The organism is Yersinia sp. 22-579 (assembly GCF_030433455.1).
Taxonomy (GTDB): Bacteria; Pseudomonadota; Gammaproteobacteria; order Enterobacterales; family Enterobacteriaceae; genus Yersinia; species Yersinia enterocolitica.
This window is the reverse complement of sequence record NZ_JAUJTZ010000009.1, coordinates 94745-111251: the sequence shown is the minus strand read 5'-3', so window position 1 is coordinate 111251 and position 16507 is coordinate 94745. Positions and strand designations below refer to the sequence as shown.

Below are 16507 nucleotides of genomic sequence, written 5' to 3'. Positions count from 1 at the left end.
TGAGAACTGACTATGAACGCCCTACAGCTGCCTATGCTACAACTGCCTATACTACAAATGAAAGTTGAAAATCTCAGTAAAACCTTTGTATTACACCACCAGCACGGTATTCGCCTGCCGGTACTGCATCAAACTTCATTGGAAGTTGGCAGTGGTGAGTGTGTGGTGCTGCACGGCCATTCCGGCAGCGGAAAATCCACTTTTCTGCGCTCTTTATATGCAAATTACCTACCCGACAGCGGCCATATCTGGGTGAAACATCAGGGAGAATGGCTGGATATGGTGAGCGCGCAAGCCCGGCAAATTATGGCGGTGCGCCGCCATACGGTGGGCTGGGTCAGTCAATTCTTACGGGTGATCCCACGAATCAGTGCATTAAACGTGGTGATGCAGCCCCTGCTGGAATTGGGAGTTGATCGACAAATCTGCCAACAGCGGGCGCAGGATCTGTTGACGCGACTTAATGTGCCACCGCGGTTGTGGGATCTGGCCCCTTCTACCTTCTCCGGCGGCGAGCAACAGCGGGTTAATATCGCGCGAGGGTTTATTGTCGATTATCCCATTTTGTTGCTGGATGAGCCGACGGCTTCTCTCGATAGCACCAACAGCGCCGCTGTGGTCAGCCTGATTGATGAAGCTAAACAGCGCGGAGCCGCAATAGTCGGTATTTTCCACGATGAAAAAGTACGCAATCATGTCAGTGACCGCTTACTGACTATGACACCGCCCCCCTCTCACGCCAGCACAGAGATCCCATCATGATCTTCAACAACGTCAATCTTATTCTTGAGGATCAGGTGGTCAGCGGATCACTGGAAATCCACCAAGGGGTGATCCGCAGTTATAGTGATCGTCCGACACAACTTTCAGCTGCAATTGATGGACAAAATAGCTGGTTGTTGCCGGGGTTGATCGAGCTGCATACCGATAATCTCGACAAGTTTTTCACCCCCCGCCCCAATGTGGATTGGCCAGCACATTCGGCTATGAGTAGCCACGATGCGCTCATGGTTGCCAGCGGGATAACTACCGTGTTGGATGCCGTGGCGGTTGGCGATGTGCGGGATGGCGGCCATCGGCTGGATAATCTGCAAAAAATGATTAACGCCGTGGTAGAAAGCCAGCGATCAGGATTGAATCGAGCCGAGCATCGAATTCATTTGCGCTGTGAATTACCCCATGACAGCACCTTGCCACTATTTGAAGAACTGATGATGCAGCCAGAGCTTTCATTGGTATCTCTGATGGATCACTCACCGGGCCAGCGCCAGTTCGCTTCACGCGCTAAGTACCGTGAATATTATCAGGGTAAATATCACCTTAACGATCAGCAAATGGCAGAGTTTGAAGAAGAGCAAATCAGCCTATCCGCCCGCTGGTCGGGGCAGAATCGACAGGCCATTGCCGCTCATTGTCGTCAGCGGGGAATAGCTTTGGCCAGCCATGACGATGCCACCGCTGAACATGTGGCGGAATCACAGGCATTGGGTAGTGTCATTGCTGAATTTCCCACCACCGAAGTGGCGGCCAGAGCCTCACATCAGCATGGGTTACAGGTATTGATGGGCGCACCCAATATTGTGCGCGGCGGCTCCCATTCAGGCAATGTCGCCGCGCACCAACTGGCATCACTGGGCGTGTTGGATATCTTATCTTCCGATTATTACCCCGCCAGCCTGCTGGATGCCGCATTCCGTATCGCGCATGACGAGAGCAACAGCTTCACCTTAGCACAAGCGGTCAATCTGGTGACACGTAACCCGGCCAGAGCTTTAGGGTTAGCGGATCGCGGCGTGATTGCCGAAGGTAAGCGAGCTGATTTGATATTGGCGCGCACCCATGAAGGTTCGCACAATCAGCATGTGTATGTACAAAACGTCTGGCGGCAGGGAATACAGGTGTTCTGATGGCACGCTTAATCTATCTGATGGGTGCTTCCGGTGCAGGCAAGGATTGCCTGCTGTCCGCGCTACGAGCGGCCATGCCCACCAACGTTATGGTCGCGCATCGTTATATTACCCGCGCAGCCAATGCGGGTGCTGAAAATCATATCGCATTGAGTGAACAGGAGTTTTTATTGCGCGCCAAACAGGGGCTGTTTGCACTGTTTTGGCAGGCACATCAGCATCATTATGGAGTAGGAATTGAGATTGATATCTGGCTACAGCACGGGTTGGATGTGGTGGTCAATGGTTCCCGAGCCTATTTACCCGAAGCCCAGCAGCGCTATCACCACCAATTACTGCCACTGTGTCTGACCGTTTCGCCGGCAATTTTGGCCCAGCGCTTACTGCAACGTGGGCGTGAGAACAGTGAGCAAATCCAGGCGCGTTTACAGCGGGCGCAACATTATCAACAGCAACTGCCGGTTAACTGCCAGCGACTTTGTAATGATGGCGAACTGCACCACACGCTGGGGCAATTACAGCAATTACTGGCAACGCCCCCCACAACACAGCAGGAGGGGAATCAAGAATGGAACTAACATTGTTAGGAACCGGATGCGCCCAACAGGTGCCGGTGTTTGGTTGTCAGTGTGTGATTTGTACCAAAGCCAGATTACAACCCGCGTTGCGCCGTCAACCTTGCAGTGCAATGTTGCGCTATCAGGGGGAAACGACCTTGATTGATGCCGGGTTGCCGACACTGGATCAACTGTTTGCTGGAGGGGAAATTCAGCGTTTTTTGCTTACACATTACCACATGGATCACGTTCAGGGGTTATTTCCGTTACGTTGGGGGTGTGGAAATGCGATCCCGGTGTACGGGCCGCCAGATCCTGATGGCTGCGACGATCTGTATAAGCATCCGGGAATATTGGCTTTTCAGCCACCACTCAGCGCATTTCACCCGATTCAATTTGGCGATTTACGGGTTACGCCAGTGCCCCTCAATCACTCAAAAATCACCTTCGGCTACCTGCTGCAAAGCCCTAACCGAACTATCGCCTATCTCACCGACACCATTGGTTTGCCCGCCGATAGCGCGCTATTTTTAGCCAGTAAGAATATTGATTTATTGATACAAGATTGCAGCCATCCGCCACATCATCTTTCCCCACACCGTCCGCCGCCACGTAATCATAATGATGTGACAATGGCCCTCGCGATCAGTGAGTTACTAAAACCGGCAGCCACCTTGCTGACCCACATCAGCCACCAGTTGGATGCCTGGGCGCTCGACAACATCCTGCCCGACGGCGTCGCCATCGCGCAAGATAATCAGATAATTAGCTTATTATGATTAATGTTGCTGCATTTGGGCTGAAGTTAGAATAACAACGCCCTCTTTCGGTGGAGCAAAAGCCTGATCAAGCAGCGCTTGTGCCACATCTTTGGCTTTAATTAAGCGCCATTTATCAGGTAATAAGGCAAACAACGGCGCGCTAAGGCTTTCCATCAAGCGCGGTTTAGTGCGTTGACCGGCCAGCATTGAAGGTCGGGCGAAAGTGAGTTGTGGCCAGCCCTGAGTTTGTAAATCTCGCTCTGCCTCGCCTTTGGTGCGGTTATAGAATAACCACGAGTTCGGGTTAGCGCCCATCGCGCTCACTAGCAGGAAATGCCGCGCGCCAAGCCGCAAACCGGTTTCGCCCGCAGCCAACACCAGCCGATAATCCACCTGACGAAATGCCGCCTGACTGCCCGCTTGCTGGCGAGTGGTACCCAGACAGCAAAACACCAAATCCACCGGCTCATCCAGAGTTTTTAGTAACTCGCCGATATTCTCGCCTTGCGGGTTAATCAGTTTATTCATGACTGGCAACGGCTTGCGGGTTGGCGCAATAATAGAGGTTACGCGGGCATCCAAACGCAGCAAGCGCAGTAACTCGCCCCCCACCAGGCCACTTGCCCCCAGTAATAATACCTTCGCCATCTGACCTCCTGATAAAAACGCTAGCACCACCCCAACATGGAGATAATCATCAAATCAATTGATATGAATAATACATACTAGAAACACAATACCCTAAATAATTCATATGGCAGTAAGGTGATCGCTGGGAGGTAAGCCATTGGGTCGACAGGTATTCGGTGGAGTCGTCAACAACATTCCCCTATGCGGCCTGATAACGGCCATCAAGTGACAGACCTGATGCGGCGCAGCAAGCTACAGTCAGTCATATCAGCGTAATCACCACGTATATTTTACAGTCATAGAGTTATGCACACTGTTTTATGTGGAATACTGTTAAATAAGATTTTTAATTACAACAGACATTTAGGAAAAGGAAAACGCCATAAGATGTTGATAGTGATCATAGATATATAAATCCATCCTGTTTTTTAAAAAAATTATAGGTAACAACAAACTCATTGAAAAATAAATTAAATTCATTCCTGTATTTTAAAAATGACAAAAAAACAATCCTATTAATAAACACTCTGGTTACAAATTACTCTGTGAATATTTAATTTAATAAATAAAAGCCTCATGATAATATGAGGCTTTCCAATATTCATTATAAATATAGTGAAATTTATCATGACCCATTATAGAAAATCATAATAGAAAATTAAATATTTATTCACTATAGTTGGCTCGTGCATTGGAGTTTAAATTCAATTATGGCCTACCCTTTTTAATGTTCCACTTTCCGTCTTTGGTATAAGTTACCGTTACTGCAAATCCTGAGAAATCAGATAGGTTAACGATTTGAGCACTATTTGATACCGTAGAATAATCGGCCAGTTGATTACTTGAATATTCACCCGTCGTTACAAAGAATGTTAATTTTGGAGCAATTGCGACTGTTTTAGCAGGCCGAGCTTCCCAAGTCATACCTACAAATCCATTTTCAGTCTGTATGCCAAACGTTTGACTGGGATACCATGAATTTTGAATAACTCTATCAGGATTAAATGAGTTATCCGTATAATTTATTTCATCTTTATTTGCCACACCATCTGCTTTATCGAGGTCAGGGGCTTGATGTTCAGGCCCATCATAAAAGGTTGCTTTCCAAACATCCTGGATATTGACATCCTTTAATTGCGAAGTGGCAACTTTCACGTTTAGTCCAACAGCCTTATTTGACGATTTCGCCCCGAGCTTATACTGAATAGGAATACCAAAGGTAGCTTCTGGGGAGGAGCCGGAAGCTATTGTTAGATTGGCAGCTGAGTTTGCATATATAGTAGAACCGACAGCTAATTTATCGGGTTTATCAAGGAATAACCAAAATGTTTCGGTATTGGCAGACTCACTGACTATATATATCGTGTATAAGTCTCCTTGTAATTGGCTCATCGAGTATTCTAATGGATTATTGACTACTGCACATGTAAGAATATCAACATTTTTACAAGGCTCACCCGATGATGTTGCTAACGATTTTTTGTTAAGCCATGAATTAAATAACGTTTTAAAATCATCGGCAGCATTAACACAATCACTTTCAATACCAAATCCAAAATCTATTGAGTCACCATTAACTTTTGGTAAATAAAATTTAAAGCGTGTTGTACATGTCACCATTTTATTTTTAACTAAATCAGCACTTTCTTTAGAATCGAATGTTGCTTTGGCCGAGCCTTTTTTAGGTTCTGAATTCATGATAGTTACCTTAAATAGAATAGAGTTGAACTCGATATTTAATCAAGTCGTAAGATATTACTATATTGAAATATATATTTTGTGGGGCAATAAATATGGGGGTTTTATGCCCACCTAATATTTATAGATGTGAATCATAAGAATTGTTACTGCTTTTTTTGTTTATTAACAAAATGTGATATATATCACTAAAATATAAAATTAATTGCACACCTTACAAAAAACACATATCACATTGATTTATAACACTATATAAAACGACAAATTTCATATCTCATTAATTTGTGGTGACTTTAATTTGCATAAAATCCGAAATTAATACCATTTATAGCAAATGATATATTAATAAATAATTATGTATGCTAATTATTATAGGGCCTTATCCACGTTTCCATTGTGTAAACCCACTGACAATATAAATATTCTAAGTATTTTTAACGACAACCCCCTCGCCGGTGAAACGAATGACAAAAAACAGTAGGTCACTGCGGCTCAATACGAGACCAATACAATTTCTTGCCAAAACCAAGGGTATTATTGGTCATCTTGATTTCCAGCAAATTGAGCTGCCAGAGGGGGGCGGATACGACTTTAGCTACCGGGAAACGGCGGCAATAGTGTTGGCGGGCGATGTGTTCTGCGTCATCTTTTAATTCGGTTATTTCACCGCGATATTGAATGCCTTTTATCAAAGCTACCGTGCGTGGCTGGGTAGCAATTGTGCCGACCACCTGCGGGTTTATCTGCATCAGCTCGCCGTGACGGGTATGCTTTTCTGTCATCAGATAAAGCGCCATTTTCGCTTCATCAAAAACATAAAAACAGTTGGCACACCACATATCCATACCGCTGCCAGCGCACAGCGTCAGTACATGTTGCTGGCGCAGGAAGCGGTTAATGGAGGTCAGGTCATCAGGGTTATTCACATCACTCATTGTTCACATCACTTTCCAGCTGAAAAACAGCCTTGAGTGTACATCAACTTTAGCTTGATTAACCTTGACCCGACTAACTTTGCCACATCAGACGGTCGCGTGATGTCAGGGTGTCGGCCGGAAGAGTCGCGAGTACCGCCTGATAGCGTTGCGCCTCTTTTGGGTAACCGCGCGCCGCCTGTAATAACAGCCGCAATGCACTGTCATAGTCGATTCCTCGCAAATCGCGGTAAGGCCATAATTCAGGTTCAGCAATAAATGGCAGCAAATAATCAATCCCTTGCTGCACATTGCGCCCATCCTGTACCCACTCCCAGCGGTCAATTTCAACATGTTCGCCATAACGGCACAGCAGCAAATGCGCCTCCATATTGAATAAGGAATAGTGGAAAGGCACAGTGCGCTCCAGTTCCATCCACTGCTTACCGTCTTGCGCTATTTGTGCCGCCAGCCGCTGGGTAATTCCCTGGCGGATAATGGTGGAAACCAATCCACGATCACCATAGAACATCGCATTGGCCGCGCGCTGAACGTCATACCAGGTGCCGTGGTTGTTGTGCCAGACATACTCTGAATGACCCACTTCGCTGTGGAACATCCAGTGGTTAAAATCGCGGAACCACTGCTGCAACACCGCAGTATCCTCGGTATCCAGCAACTTGGCGGGCAATATCAACCCGATGGTATCAATCACCATCCACATCAATCGGGTATCAATTAATCCCGTCCCCCGGCCAGAGACAATGCCGGGGATAGCCTGACCATAATTCAGGTGTGGGTTCATGCGGGTTTTGGCATCCAAAAACCAGCAACGGATCTGTTCTGCCGCCACCTGAGCATAGCGGCTATTACCGGTAAAATAGTATGCCAGCCCGAGGGTTAAGCAGCGGTCACACATCCGCTCAATGCGCTGAGTATCGGTATCGTCATTCTGGCTCTGTGGATTGGTATGCCCATCGCGGCGCACATAGGGCAATCCATTGGGCTTACGCGGATTCGGCCACCAGTAAGTGCCAAAACTATAATAATCGTGAATGTCGCCACTGACGGGAAGTAGCGTTTTGTGTGTCACACTTTCCGGCGGTTGATCGCGCAATGCATCTGCTTCACTTAATAACCGGCGCAAGGCCGGTTGTAATGGTGAAAATGGCTGCTGCAATACCGCTTTCGCCTTGGAAAGGCAGTCCACATCTAACGTGTACAGTTTCATCGGTGTCGCAGACGTTTTTATTGGCGTCATGGGCATTGCTTCCTTTATGCTGCCTGGCAGGTAACCCGCACACCAGTGGCGGCATCAAAAATGTGGATACCGGCGAGCTTGGGTTGTAAATACACCGTCTCCCCTGCATTCACCGCCAGACGCTGTTTGAAGACCGAGGTAAAGCGCCCCCCGCCGGTGCTACAAAATAGCTGCATATCCGAGCCGGTATTTTCAATCGCGGTAATGGTCGCTTTCAGTGCACTGGCACTGTGGCTTTCATCCACCACATTGACCTGTTCCGGGCGAATGGCATACACCACATTTTGCCCATCCGTCACTTGCAAACCGGCAGGCAATGTCAGCAAAGAGCCATCTTCCAGCCGCAGCAGGAATTCATCGCCTTGTTCTGTAGTCTTTCCAGTATTGAGTACTACAGTGCCTTTCAGTTGATTGATCTCCGGTGATCCGATAAAACCGGCCACAAACAGATTGGCAGGGCGATCATAAAGATCCAGTGGTGAACCCACTTGCTCAATACGGCCGTCGCGCAATACCACGATCATCTGCCCCATGGTCATGGCTTCAATCTGATCATGAGTGACATACACCGACGTGGTTTTTAGCCGCTGATGCAATTCACGGATCTCGCCACGCACCTGAGTACGCAATTTGGCATCCAGGTTCGACAAAGGCTCGTCGAACAAGAACACTTGTGGGTTACGCACGATGGCGCGCCCCATAGCAACCCGCTGGCGCTGGCCACCGGACAAATCTTTCGGTAGCCGCTCCAACAGTGCCTGTAATCCCAGTAACTCGGCGGTGGATTCCACTTTTTGATTGATATCGGCTTTGGACATTTTGGCCATTTTCAATGCAAAACCCATGTTCTCGCGCACCGTCATCTGCGGATAAAGAGCATAACTTTGGAACACCATAGCAATGTCGCGCATCTTGGGTTCAACATCAGTGACATCTCTATCATTGATGCCCACCGTGCCGCCAGAGATCTCCTCCAACCCGGCAATCATGCGCAGTAAGGTAGACTTTCCGCAGCCGCTTGGGCCAACCAACACACAAAATTCACCATCAGGGATCTCCAGCGATACATCGCGGATCACATGGGTGTCACCGTAAGATTTACAGACATTTTTAAGTACAACCGATCCCATTTTGTTTCTCCCTAGCCTTTAACCGCGCCAGACATGATCCCGCGATTGAAATGTTTTTGCAGACCCAGATACACGATGATGCTTGGCAACATCGCCAACAGAGTGATGGCAATAAAGATGTTTGGTGTGATGGTTTCGTCAGTACGTAATGTGCCGAGGATCACCGGAATAGTGTTCAAACTGTCCTGATTCACCACAATCAGTGGTAACAGGTATTGATCCCAAATCATGATGAAGCCGAAGGTCACCACCGTGCCCAATGCCGGTTTGACCAACGGCAGGATGACGTGGAAGAAGATTTGCCATTCGCTGGCACCATCAATACGCGCCGCTTCTTCCAGCTCTTTCGGGATAGCCGCCATAAACTCGGTCAATACGAAGATAGAGAAAGCCCAGCCCACCACCGGCAAGATCATGCCCAGATAGCTGTTGTATAGCGAAGCATCGATAAGCGGCAGTCGCCAGTTGATTATCATATACAGCGGAATGGCGATCACTTCTTCCGGCAGCATCATGGTCGACAGAATAACCAAGCTGGTCAGCGAGACGCCGACAAACTTTTTACGCGCCAGCGCATAGGCAGCTAGCGCACTGACCGATACCTGTAACACGGTGCCGAAGAACACCACGACGATGGAGTTCAGCAGGTATTGCCAGACGCCAATATCCATCCAGGCGAAAATAAAGTTATCCCACGAGAACTGATTGGGCCAGGCCAACAACTCACCAGGTTTGACCGGCGCGCCGCTGAATGCGGTGGCGATAATGCCCCAGTACGGGCCGACAAATACCACCAGCAACAGGCCATAAATTATCCAGCGGCCGATACTGTTCCAACTTTTACTTTTCATTATCAGTCTCCGGCTCGGTTAGTAACGGGCGATGCGCTTTTTCAAGGTGAGATGACATATGGTCAGCACCACAGTGAAGGCGAATAACAGGAAGGACACCGCTGATGCATACCCATAATCAAACTGTTCGAAACCCAGCTTGTAGATATGAGTCATGATCATTTCTGTCGCATTAGACGGGCCACCGCCGGTGGTGGCATAAACTTCGGCAAATACTCGGAAACCGCGGATGAATGACAGCATCAGCACCACAGAAAGTGCTGGGATCATGCCGGGCAAAGTGACGTAACGCAGGCGGTTCCACCAGTTAGCGCCGTCCACATTCGAGGCGTCATACAAATCACGGCTAATCCCCACCAGACCGGCAATAAAGATAACCATGTTGTAAGGCACGGCTTTCCAGATATGCAGCAACATCACGGTCCATAGCGCCTGGTCGGTATCTGCCAGAAAACCCTGCGCTTCAATGCTGAACCACGACAAAATGTGGTTCACCACCCCATTACTGGTCGGATTAAACAGAATTCGCCACATTTCGGCGACGATCGCCGCACTGGTCACCGCGGGCAAGAAGATAGCGGTACGGATAAAACGCAAATGTCGTGCCGGGCCTTCTAATAGCATGGCTAAGAAGAAGGCGATAAAAGCAGCCACCACCATGGTGACCACCACATATAACAGGGTGTTGAAAACCGCAGAATGTAGAGCTTCATCACCCATCGCGCGGGAAAAGTTGTCAAACCCGACCCACTCATTTGGCTGGTTAAAGTTAACCTTGTAAAAACTCATCACCAGCCCTTGCAGCATCGGGATGAATTTAAACCAGGTGAAGATGACCAGTGCCGGGGCCAGGAACAGCCACGGAACCAGATTACGTTTTAGTCGGGGGGTTAGCGTTATCATGATTTACTCACTGCCCTAAGACATTCTGTTTAGCCAACTCATCATTCACCTTCTGATTCACTACTTTTAATTCAGCAGGAATATCACCTTCACAGTTGGCTAAGATGCGGTTGAAACCTTCAGCAGTCACCTGGCGAATCGGCGTCCAGTTAGGGACTTGCGGAATATAGCGGCCATGCTCGGCGTACAAATCAGCAAACATTGCCCACCGCGGATCGTTATAAACCGCTTTAGTATCAACCAGTTTATTAATGGATAAGCGCACTACTGGCATATTATTGCTGCCCATTCCCATGCCGATTTGTTGCCCTTCCGGTGAAATCATGAATTCTATGAATTTCTGAGCGGCTGCTTTTTTCTGGCTGCTTTTCATCATAAATACCGTGGTACCTTCAGCCAGTGTTGCCTGCCCTTTAGGCCCTTTTGGCGGCGGGATCACTTCAAAAGTATCTTTGCCGGGGTCTTTATCAAATAGAGCAATATGGTATGGGCCGGTGACGAACATGCCGCTTTGACCGGAGCGGAAAGAAGGAATAGCATCTGCGGTGGTGGCATTAATCGCCCCCGGCTGTACTGTTTTGTCGCATACCATGCCGCGTATGAAACTCAGAGTTTCAACCGCTGCGGGTTCTTCCAGTGAGCCTTTAAATTTGCCCTCACCGGCTGGACGAATGAAATCCCCTCCGGCTTGCCAGAGATAGGAACTGATAAACCAACTGGCGTAACCACGGGTGGTAGAGGCGGGCAAAATAAAGCCGTAAGTGTCATTTTTACCATTGCCATCGGGGTCATTGAAGGTAAAGGCTTTGGCCAGGGTACTGATATCTTCCCAGCTTTTGGGTAGCTCTAACCCCAGTTTTTCTCGCCAATCTTTACGGATAAACAAAGCAAAGGTTTGTGCTGAAGTGGGTACGCCATAATATTTGCCATCAATATACTGGGCACTCTCCCAAGCGGTATCTATGATATCTGCCCCGCCAATGATATTTTTCGGTTCAATTGGCTCAACAATCCCCAATTGGACAAACTGCCCGATAGCCGCCGCATCATTGAAAATCAAGTCTGGCAGCGCGTTGCCTGCTGCGGCTCGTGCCAGGCGCTGTTCAAAATCGGTAGTGGCATTGAAATATTCGATTTTGATGCCAGTTTTCTTCTCAAAAGTTTCAGCTTCTGTCTTATAAATATTTTTGGAATCATTACTGGCACGTATCCATACCTGCAATGTTTCTGCTGCGTGGAGAGAAGGAATCCCTATGGCTAAATAAGTTAACAACAGCAAAGATTTTATTTTTACTTTTGACATTATCATTTTTGTCTTCATCTCAGCGTCCTCGTTGAAATCTAATTTTTATGAATTTACCCAGAAGTTTAAATAACAGAATAAAATCACGAAACACTCGACAACATTAGAACCCAGAGGAAAACAAAAAACCACACCACAAAAAACAAAACTTAATTCCATTTTGAATTTTCTGCTTAAGATCACACTTGAAAAATGACACAAAATATAGAGTTAATTAAATTAAACATTAAAAACAACAATATAAAATCTTCATTTTAAAAATTAAAAAAATCACGAGATTATTTAAATTACCTAAAAAACGTCTAAAACAGAGATTTAATTTGATACCAATCACAATTTAAATCATTTATTCACAGATAATTTATAAGATGGATCTGGATCACAAAAGTCCAGAAACTTTACCCTAGAATTCAAATCCATCTGAAATGGAACGGTGTTCTTTTTATTGAAATAACACGAACACAGTTAATAACCTTGTTTTTATTAGGTGAAAGAATCTATTCATTAAAAATGGATTAATTAATTACATTAACCAAAAGATTTTATTTCAAATTCTGTAAATCATAAAAAATAAGGAAAGTGATGATGAAAATGTTGGCTAAAAAAAATCTATTAATGGCTATTCTTCTGGGATCCTCATCCTTTATTTACGCTGCGGAAAGTCAGCCATTATTATTAAAAATGGATGATATTAACTACAGCATTGAACAAATTAAGCAGAACAACCCACTATATGAAAAATCCTATAAAAATCTGATAACTAAGGCTGATAAGGCCCTAAAAAAACCGCTTTATTCCGTCATGGATAAAAGCCTGTTAGCCGCCAGTGGCGACAAGCACGACTATTACAGCTTTCCACCTTATTGGTGGCCAGACCCAAGCAAGAAAGACGGTATGCCTTATTTGCGCAAAGATGGTGAAACAAATCCTGATGCCAACAGTGATGCGACAGATAAAAAGCGCATGAACAACTTCAGTGAAGATGTCTATTATCTGGCACTGGCTTATAGCTTTACCGGCAAACCAGAGTATGCCGACAAAGCACGCGAACAATTGGTCAACTGGTTCGTCAATCCCAACACCCGAATGAACCCAAATCTCCAATATGCTCAAGCTATTCCAGGAATCAATGAAGGCCGAGGTATTGGTCTGATCGATAGCCGAGCACTGGTAGACGTGATAGATGCGGTTGAATTAATAAGGCCCGCCAATGTGCTCACTGAGACTGACTATCAGGCCATCAAACTTTGGTACAAAGATTTTTACCAATGGATGACCACCAGCCAGAATGGTTTCGAAGAGGATAATTGGCACAATAACCACGGCACCTATTTTGATATGCAGGCCGCCTCTTTTGCGCTATTCAGCAACCAAAAAGCCGCAGCGCAAAAGCGCCTGGAAATCACTCAACTACGCCGAATTCCATCACATTTTGATATCCAGGGCCGTCAGAATGCTGAACTGGAGCGTACCCGTCCGTGGCATTACAGCAATTTCCATCTGGAAGCCTACAACAAGCTGGGTCGACTGGGAGAAGTTGCCAATAAAGATATCTGGCATTTTAGCCTCGACGAACACAGCCTGAAAAAAGGCTATCAATATGTCGCGGGCTTTATCAATACCGACCAAGCCTGGCCGTATAAAGACCTGGATGGCGTGCAAGATAAAAAAGCACTGGTCAATATGATGACGGCTGCACGCGCCTACCCGACAGACCCTGATTTCCAGCAGAAAGCGCAATATCTGATGGCCAAATACCCGGATGCCGTCGAAATCTTGCTCTACCCGATAACACAGCCCCTAATCGCCAAAAAATAAGCATCGTCGAGGACACATCAGATATGAAGCAGTTTACGGACAGGCAGATGACTAAAATCCGCCAGCGCGTTATGCAACAACAGGGAAATAGCGTGCAGCAGTCCGAGATTATTGCCACGCTGATTGAGGATAATCAGGTGGTTTTGGGCTCAGACACACTAGTCCCTGCCACCGGTATCGCCACCTGGAATCATTACTATTATTGCCCCGATCACGGTGTGAAGTTAGTGTGGGATCGCTATTCACCGACGCAACACCGTTGCCCGATAGACTCTCATTTGTTTAGCGGAGAACCCTATGATGGTGCCTGGTGGCGGGCGCTTAACGGCCTAAATGCCAAGGCCTGTAATCAGCTCGGTTTGCTGTGGCAACTCACTGGCGAGATACGCTACTTCGAAAAGGTGCGGGATATTTTGATAGATTATGCTCGCTACTATCCCGACTATGAAGTGCACGGCGGTATCCCTTACAACGGGCCGGGCAAAGCCAATGCACAAACCTTGTGTGAGGCCAATTGTCTACTCGATTTTGCATTGGGTTATGATTTCATTGCCGAGGCACTCAGCCAGGAACAGCGTGATTGCATAGCCGGGCGCTTATTGCGCGAGGGGGCTGATTTCCTGATGCAACACCGCACCCGTCAGTTGCATAACCATGAAGTGAAAATTAGCAGCGCTATCGCGGTGATCGGGCTGATCCTCGAAGATGAACTCTATGTTGAGTTTGCCGTTAATGCTGAGTATGGCCTGCGTTATCAGCTAGAGCATGGGTTGTTCAATGAAGGGTTCTGGTTTGAAGGCTCAGTGCATTATCACTTTTATGCATTGCAAGGCTTCTGGTCATTTGAAAAACTGGCCGCAGGGAGCCGTTACAGTCTGCTGGCGTTACCTTATTACCGCGATATGCTCAGTTTCCCTTTAAAATTACTGATGCCCGATGGCACATTCCCTCGCATCAATGATTGCACTGCGGGTCAGGAGCAGCTTAATCATGCCCATTTGTATGAGTTTGCCTTTAAAACTTATGGTAATGATGAATATGCCGCCGCCCTGCACCATATTTATCGCCAGGAACCGCGTTTGAATTTGGATGCGCTGCTGTACGGCGTTGAAGAATTGCCACCACCAATGATTGATGTCATTCCAACAGATACGCTGCATGCACCAGATTGTGGATTGACCATTCTTCGCCAACCGCAATCTGGCCGCGCTTTGCTGGTAAAACACAGTCCATACGGGGGTGAACATGACCATTATGATCGGCTGAATCTCATTCTGTTTGAGCAAGGGCAAGAGGTTCTACCGGATTTAGGCACTACCGGTTATGGCGCACAACTGCATTATGGTTATTACAAAAATAGTGCCACCCACAATACGCTCAGTATTAACCAGAAAAATCAGCCGCCCGCTGTGCCAGTTATTCATCACTGGCATCAATCCGCAAACTTTAGTTGGTTGGATACCGAGGTCGATTGGAGCCAAAAAGCCCCCACGCTGGACAGTCATACCCGAGTCCAATGGGATAGCGAGGCTTACCTTGATGTCAAATTTCGCCGCCGTATTTTATGGTTAGAAGATGCGATTATCGATATCAGCAGTATCGTCAATCCACATCAACAACAGTGGGACTGGACACTGCATATCGACGGGGCGGTAATTGAATCGGTAGGAGAAAGTACGACCTTCTGCGCTAGCGGGCCAATGCAATATTTACATCAAGTTACGGCCCAACCACTGAATGGCGTGATTCAGTGCCGCTATCAAACAGCGGCTCGCCCGATAACACTCTGGCTCGCCGCAGATGCCACTCTGTTTCAGGGGTTGGCCCCGGCAAACCCGTCAGTGCGTGATATCAGTTATTTGATTTTGCGTCATCATCAACCTGAATCACTGGTTACCTGCGTATTTGATATGAATAACCACGACCCGCTGCAGGCAGTGCAAGTGGACAATGATGGCGAGATTTTATCTATCAAATTGACTCGTCAACAGCAGGTTATACAGGTAAAAATTCCCTTTACCGCCAGTGCACTACCGCTATTCAGTTAAATTCCTCCTCACAGGGGCAGCTTTTGCCCCTGTTTTGCCACATTTATATCTAACGACAATAAGATGACAAGCATAACCTTCCTTATTATAGGGATTTAGACAAGCAACAGCCTGATAACGTGATTTAGCTAACATTTACTGCATATGCTTAATTTGAATTAATATGCAATATTTCCGTATAAATTTGGATGTAACAAATAATTTTGGCTTAACAAATAAAATACAATTTCAATTAAGAACCCGCTCTCATTGCAAATATCGCATAATAATAGCTCTGACAATGTATCTGCCGTGTTAAATATAACCTTACTGTTTTGCATAATATCCAGTACAGTTTTGAATATATAACGTTTAAAATGAATAAAAATAGCTATTTATTCATTTTTTAGTCAAAAGTCATTTAGAAATCGGATAAAAACATGACATTCGTCACAGAATGAATAAGTGTTATGACTAAAATAGCCGTCATCAGTTCGTTTTTAGAAAATCTTGTTTAAAACGACATCCTTGTTTAAACCGGAAATTTGTTTAAAAAAACAGAGACCTTACACAAATGGAAAATAACAACAAGAAAATGGCGCATATAAGGCGGACAACGCATTTGATGATGCCGGCGCACCGTAGTTATTTTAATTTTTCTTATTACCATTATAGATAATATCCCTCCTGCGATGACATCCGTTTTTTATTGGATAGTCATTGTCTATGCACAATTTTTAACAACAA

15 protein-coding genes are annotated in these 16507 nt (G+C 46.4%); 7 read left to right on the top strand and 8 right to left on the bottom strand.

From position 1 onward, the window contains the following. Window positions 1-12: 12 nt before the first annotated feature. From phnL to phnP, 4 genes are read left to right on the top strand one after another with little or no spacing between them, the layout of a single operon-like run. The gene (phnL, locus tag QSV56_RS12665; RefSeq protein ID WP_301212585.1) at window positions 13-762 is read left to right on the top strand and encodes a phosphonate C-P lyase system protein PhnL; all 750 of its coding nucleotides are present in this window, start codon (window positions 13-15) and stop codon (window positions 760-762) included. Further along, entirely contained in the window at window positions 759-1907 is a 1149-nt protein-coding gene (gene phnM, locus QSV56_RS12660; RefSeq protein ID WP_019084233.1) for an alpha-D-ribose 1-methylphosphonate 5-triphosphate diphosphatase, read from the top strand. The genes phnL and phnM overlap by 4 nt, the downstream gene beginning before the upstream one ends. After that, the gene (phnN, locus tag QSV56_RS12655; RefSeq protein WP_046695494.1) at window positions 1907-2485 is read left to right on the top strand and encodes a ribose 1,5-bisphosphokinase; all 579 of its coding nucleotides are present in this window, start codon (window positions 1907-1909) and stop codon (window positions 2483-2485) included. Before phnM ends, phnN begins: the two co-directional genes overlap by 1 nt. Further along, a complete protein-coding gene (phnP, locus tag QSV56_RS12650) occupies window positions 2476-3243 on the top strand; it encodes a phosphonate metabolism protein PhnP (protein WP_046695495.1) in 768 nt (255 codons plus the stop codon). Before phnN ends, phnP begins: the two co-directional genes overlap by 10 nt. Here phnP and QSV56_RS12645 read toward each other — a convergent pair whose 3' ends face one another. The 8 genes from QSV56_RS12645 to QSV56_RS12610 form a co-directional block, all read right to left on the bottom strand. Further along, the gene (locus QSV56_RS12645) at window positions 3244-3873 is read right to left on the bottom strand and encodes a hypothetical protein (protein ID WP_046051691.1); all 630 of its coding nucleotides are present in this window, start codon (window positions 3871-3873) and stop codon (window positions 3244-3246) included. Between the two features lie 690 nt (window positions 3874-4563). Next, a complete protein-coding gene (locus QSV56_RS12640; protein ID WP_019080671.1) occupies window positions 4564-5553 on the bottom strand; it encodes a hypothetical protein in 990 nt (329 codons plus the stop codon). Window positions 5554-6035: 482 nt separating this feature from the next. Then, window positions 6036-6488, bottom strand: coding sequence for a YhbP family protein (locus tag QSV56_RS12635; protein ID WP_046051692.1), 453 nt, complete (start codon window positions 6486-6488; stop codon window positions 6036-6038). A 73-nt stretch (window positions 6489-6561) separates the two neighbouring features. Continuing rightward, the gene (locus tag QSV56_RS12630) at window positions 6562-7728 is read right to left on the bottom strand and encodes an alginate lyase family protein (RefSeq protein WP_019080673.1); all 1167 of its coding nucleotides are present in this window, start codon (window positions 7726-7728) and stop codon (window positions 6562-6564) included. Between the two features lie 14 nt (window positions 7729-7742). Further along, window positions 7743-8858 (bottom strand): ABC transporter ATP-binding protein, encoded by a 1116-nt coding sequence (locus tag QSV56_RS12625; RefSeq protein WP_005156237.1) that lies wholly within the window; start codon window positions 8856-8858, stop codon window positions 7743-7745. Window positions 8859-8869: 11 nt separating this feature from the next. Further along, on the bottom strand, window positions 8870-9709 hold the full coding sequence (locus tag QSV56_RS12620) for a carbohydrate ABC transporter permease (RefSeq protein ID WP_005156238.1): 840 nt from the start codon (window positions 9707-9709) through the stop codon (window positions 8870-8872). Between the two features lie 18 nt (window positions 9710-9727). Continuing rightward, complete coding sequence (locus QSV56_RS12615) at window positions 9728-10612, bottom strand: carbohydrate ABC transporter permease (RefSeq protein WP_005156239.1); 885 nt, start codon at window positions 10610-10612, stop codon at window positions 9728-9730. Between the two features lie 7 nt (window positions 10613-10619). Continuing rightward, window positions 10620-11933, bottom strand: coding sequence for a sugar ABC transporter substrate-binding protein (locus tag QSV56_RS12610; RefSeq protein WP_019084238.1), 1314 nt, complete (start codon window positions 11931-11933; stop codon window positions 10620-10622). A gap of 567 nt (window positions 11934-12500) precedes the next feature. Here QSV56_RS12610 and QSV56_RS12605 point away from each other — a divergent pair. From QSV56_RS12605 to speFL, 3 genes are all read left to right on the top strand, one after another. After that, on the top strand, window positions 12501-13733 hold the full coding sequence (locus tag QSV56_RS12605) for an alginate lyase family protein (RefSeq protein ID WP_301212579.1): 1233 nt from the start codon (window positions 12501-12503) through the stop codon (window positions 13731-13733). Between the two features lie 23 nt (window positions 13734-13756). Then, window positions 13757-15781: a heparinase II/III family protein gene (locus QSV56_RS12600; RefSeq protein ID WP_046051694.1), complete on the top strand. Its 2025-nt coding sequence runs from the start codon at window positions 13757-13759 to the stop codon at window positions 15779-15781. A gap of 553 nt (window positions 15782-16334) precedes the next feature. Beyond that, a complete protein-coding gene (gene speFL / locus QSV56_RS21975; protein ID WP_105877053.1) occupies window positions 16335-16439 on the top strand; it encodes a leader peptide SpeFL in 105 nt (34 codons plus the stop codon). Window positions 16440-16507: the final 68 nt, after the last annotated feature.

Excerpts from the sequence above, each read along its gene's own strand:
- phnL (WP_301212585.1), top strand. The coding sequence starts at position 13 with ATGAACGCCCTACAGCTGCCTATGCTACAACTGCCTATACTACAAATG.
- phnM (WP_019084233.1), top strand. The coding sequence starts at position 759 with ATGATCTTCAACAACGTCAATCTTATTCTTGAGGATCAGGTGGTCAGC.
- phnN (WP_046695494.1), top strand. The coding sequence starts at position 1,907 with ATGGCACGCTTAATCTATCTGATGGGTGCTTCCGGTGCAGGCAAGGAT.
- phnP (WP_046695495.1), top strand. The coding sequence starts at position 2,476 with ATGGAACTAACATTGTTAGGAACCGGATGCGCCCAACAGGTGCCGGTG.
- QSV56_RS12645 (WP_046051691.1), bottom strand. The coding sequence starts at position 3,873 with ATGGCGAAGGTATTATTACTGGGGGCAAGTGGCCTGGTGGGGGGCGAG.
- QSV56_RS12640 (WP_019080671.1), bottom strand. The coding sequence starts at position 5,553 with ATGAATTCAGAACCTAAAAAAGGCTCGGCCAAAGCAACATTCGATTCT.
- QSV56_RS12635 (WP_046051692.1), bottom strand. The coding sequence starts at position 6,488 with ATGAGTGATGTGAATAACCCTGATGACCTGACCTCCATTAACCGCTTC.
- QSV56_RS12630 (WP_019080673.1), bottom strand. The coding sequence starts at position 7,728 with ATGACGCCAATAAAAACGTCTGCGACACCGATGAAACTGTACACGTTA.
- QSV56_RS12625 (WP_005156237.1), bottom strand. The coding sequence starts at position 8,858 with ATGGGATCGGTTGTACTTAAAAATGTCTGTAAATCTTACGGTGACACC.
- QSV56_RS12620 (WP_005156238.1), bottom strand. The coding sequence starts at position 9,709 with ATGAAAAGTAAAAGTTGGAACAGTATCGGCCGCTGGATAATTTATGGC.
- QSV56_RS12615 (WP_005156239.1), bottom strand. The coding sequence starts at position 10,612 with ATGATAACGCTAACCCCCCGACTAAAACGTAATCTGGTTCCGTGGCTG.
- QSV56_RS12610 (WP_019084238.1), bottom strand. The coding sequence starts at position 11,933 with ATGAAGACAAAAATGATAATGTCAAAAGTAAAAATAAAATCTTTGCTG.
- QSV56_RS12605 (WP_301212579.1), top strand. The coding sequence starts at position 12,501 with ATGAAAATGTTGGCTAAAAAAAATCTATTAATGGCTATTCTTCTGGGA.
- QSV56_RS12600 (WP_046051694.1), top strand. The coding sequence starts at position 13,757 with ATGAAGCAGTTTACGGACAGGCAGATGACTAAAATCCGCCAGCGCGTT.
- speFL (WP_105877053.1), top strand. The coding sequence starts at position 16,335 with ATGGAAAATAACAACAAGAAAATGGCGCATATAAGGCGGACAACGCAT.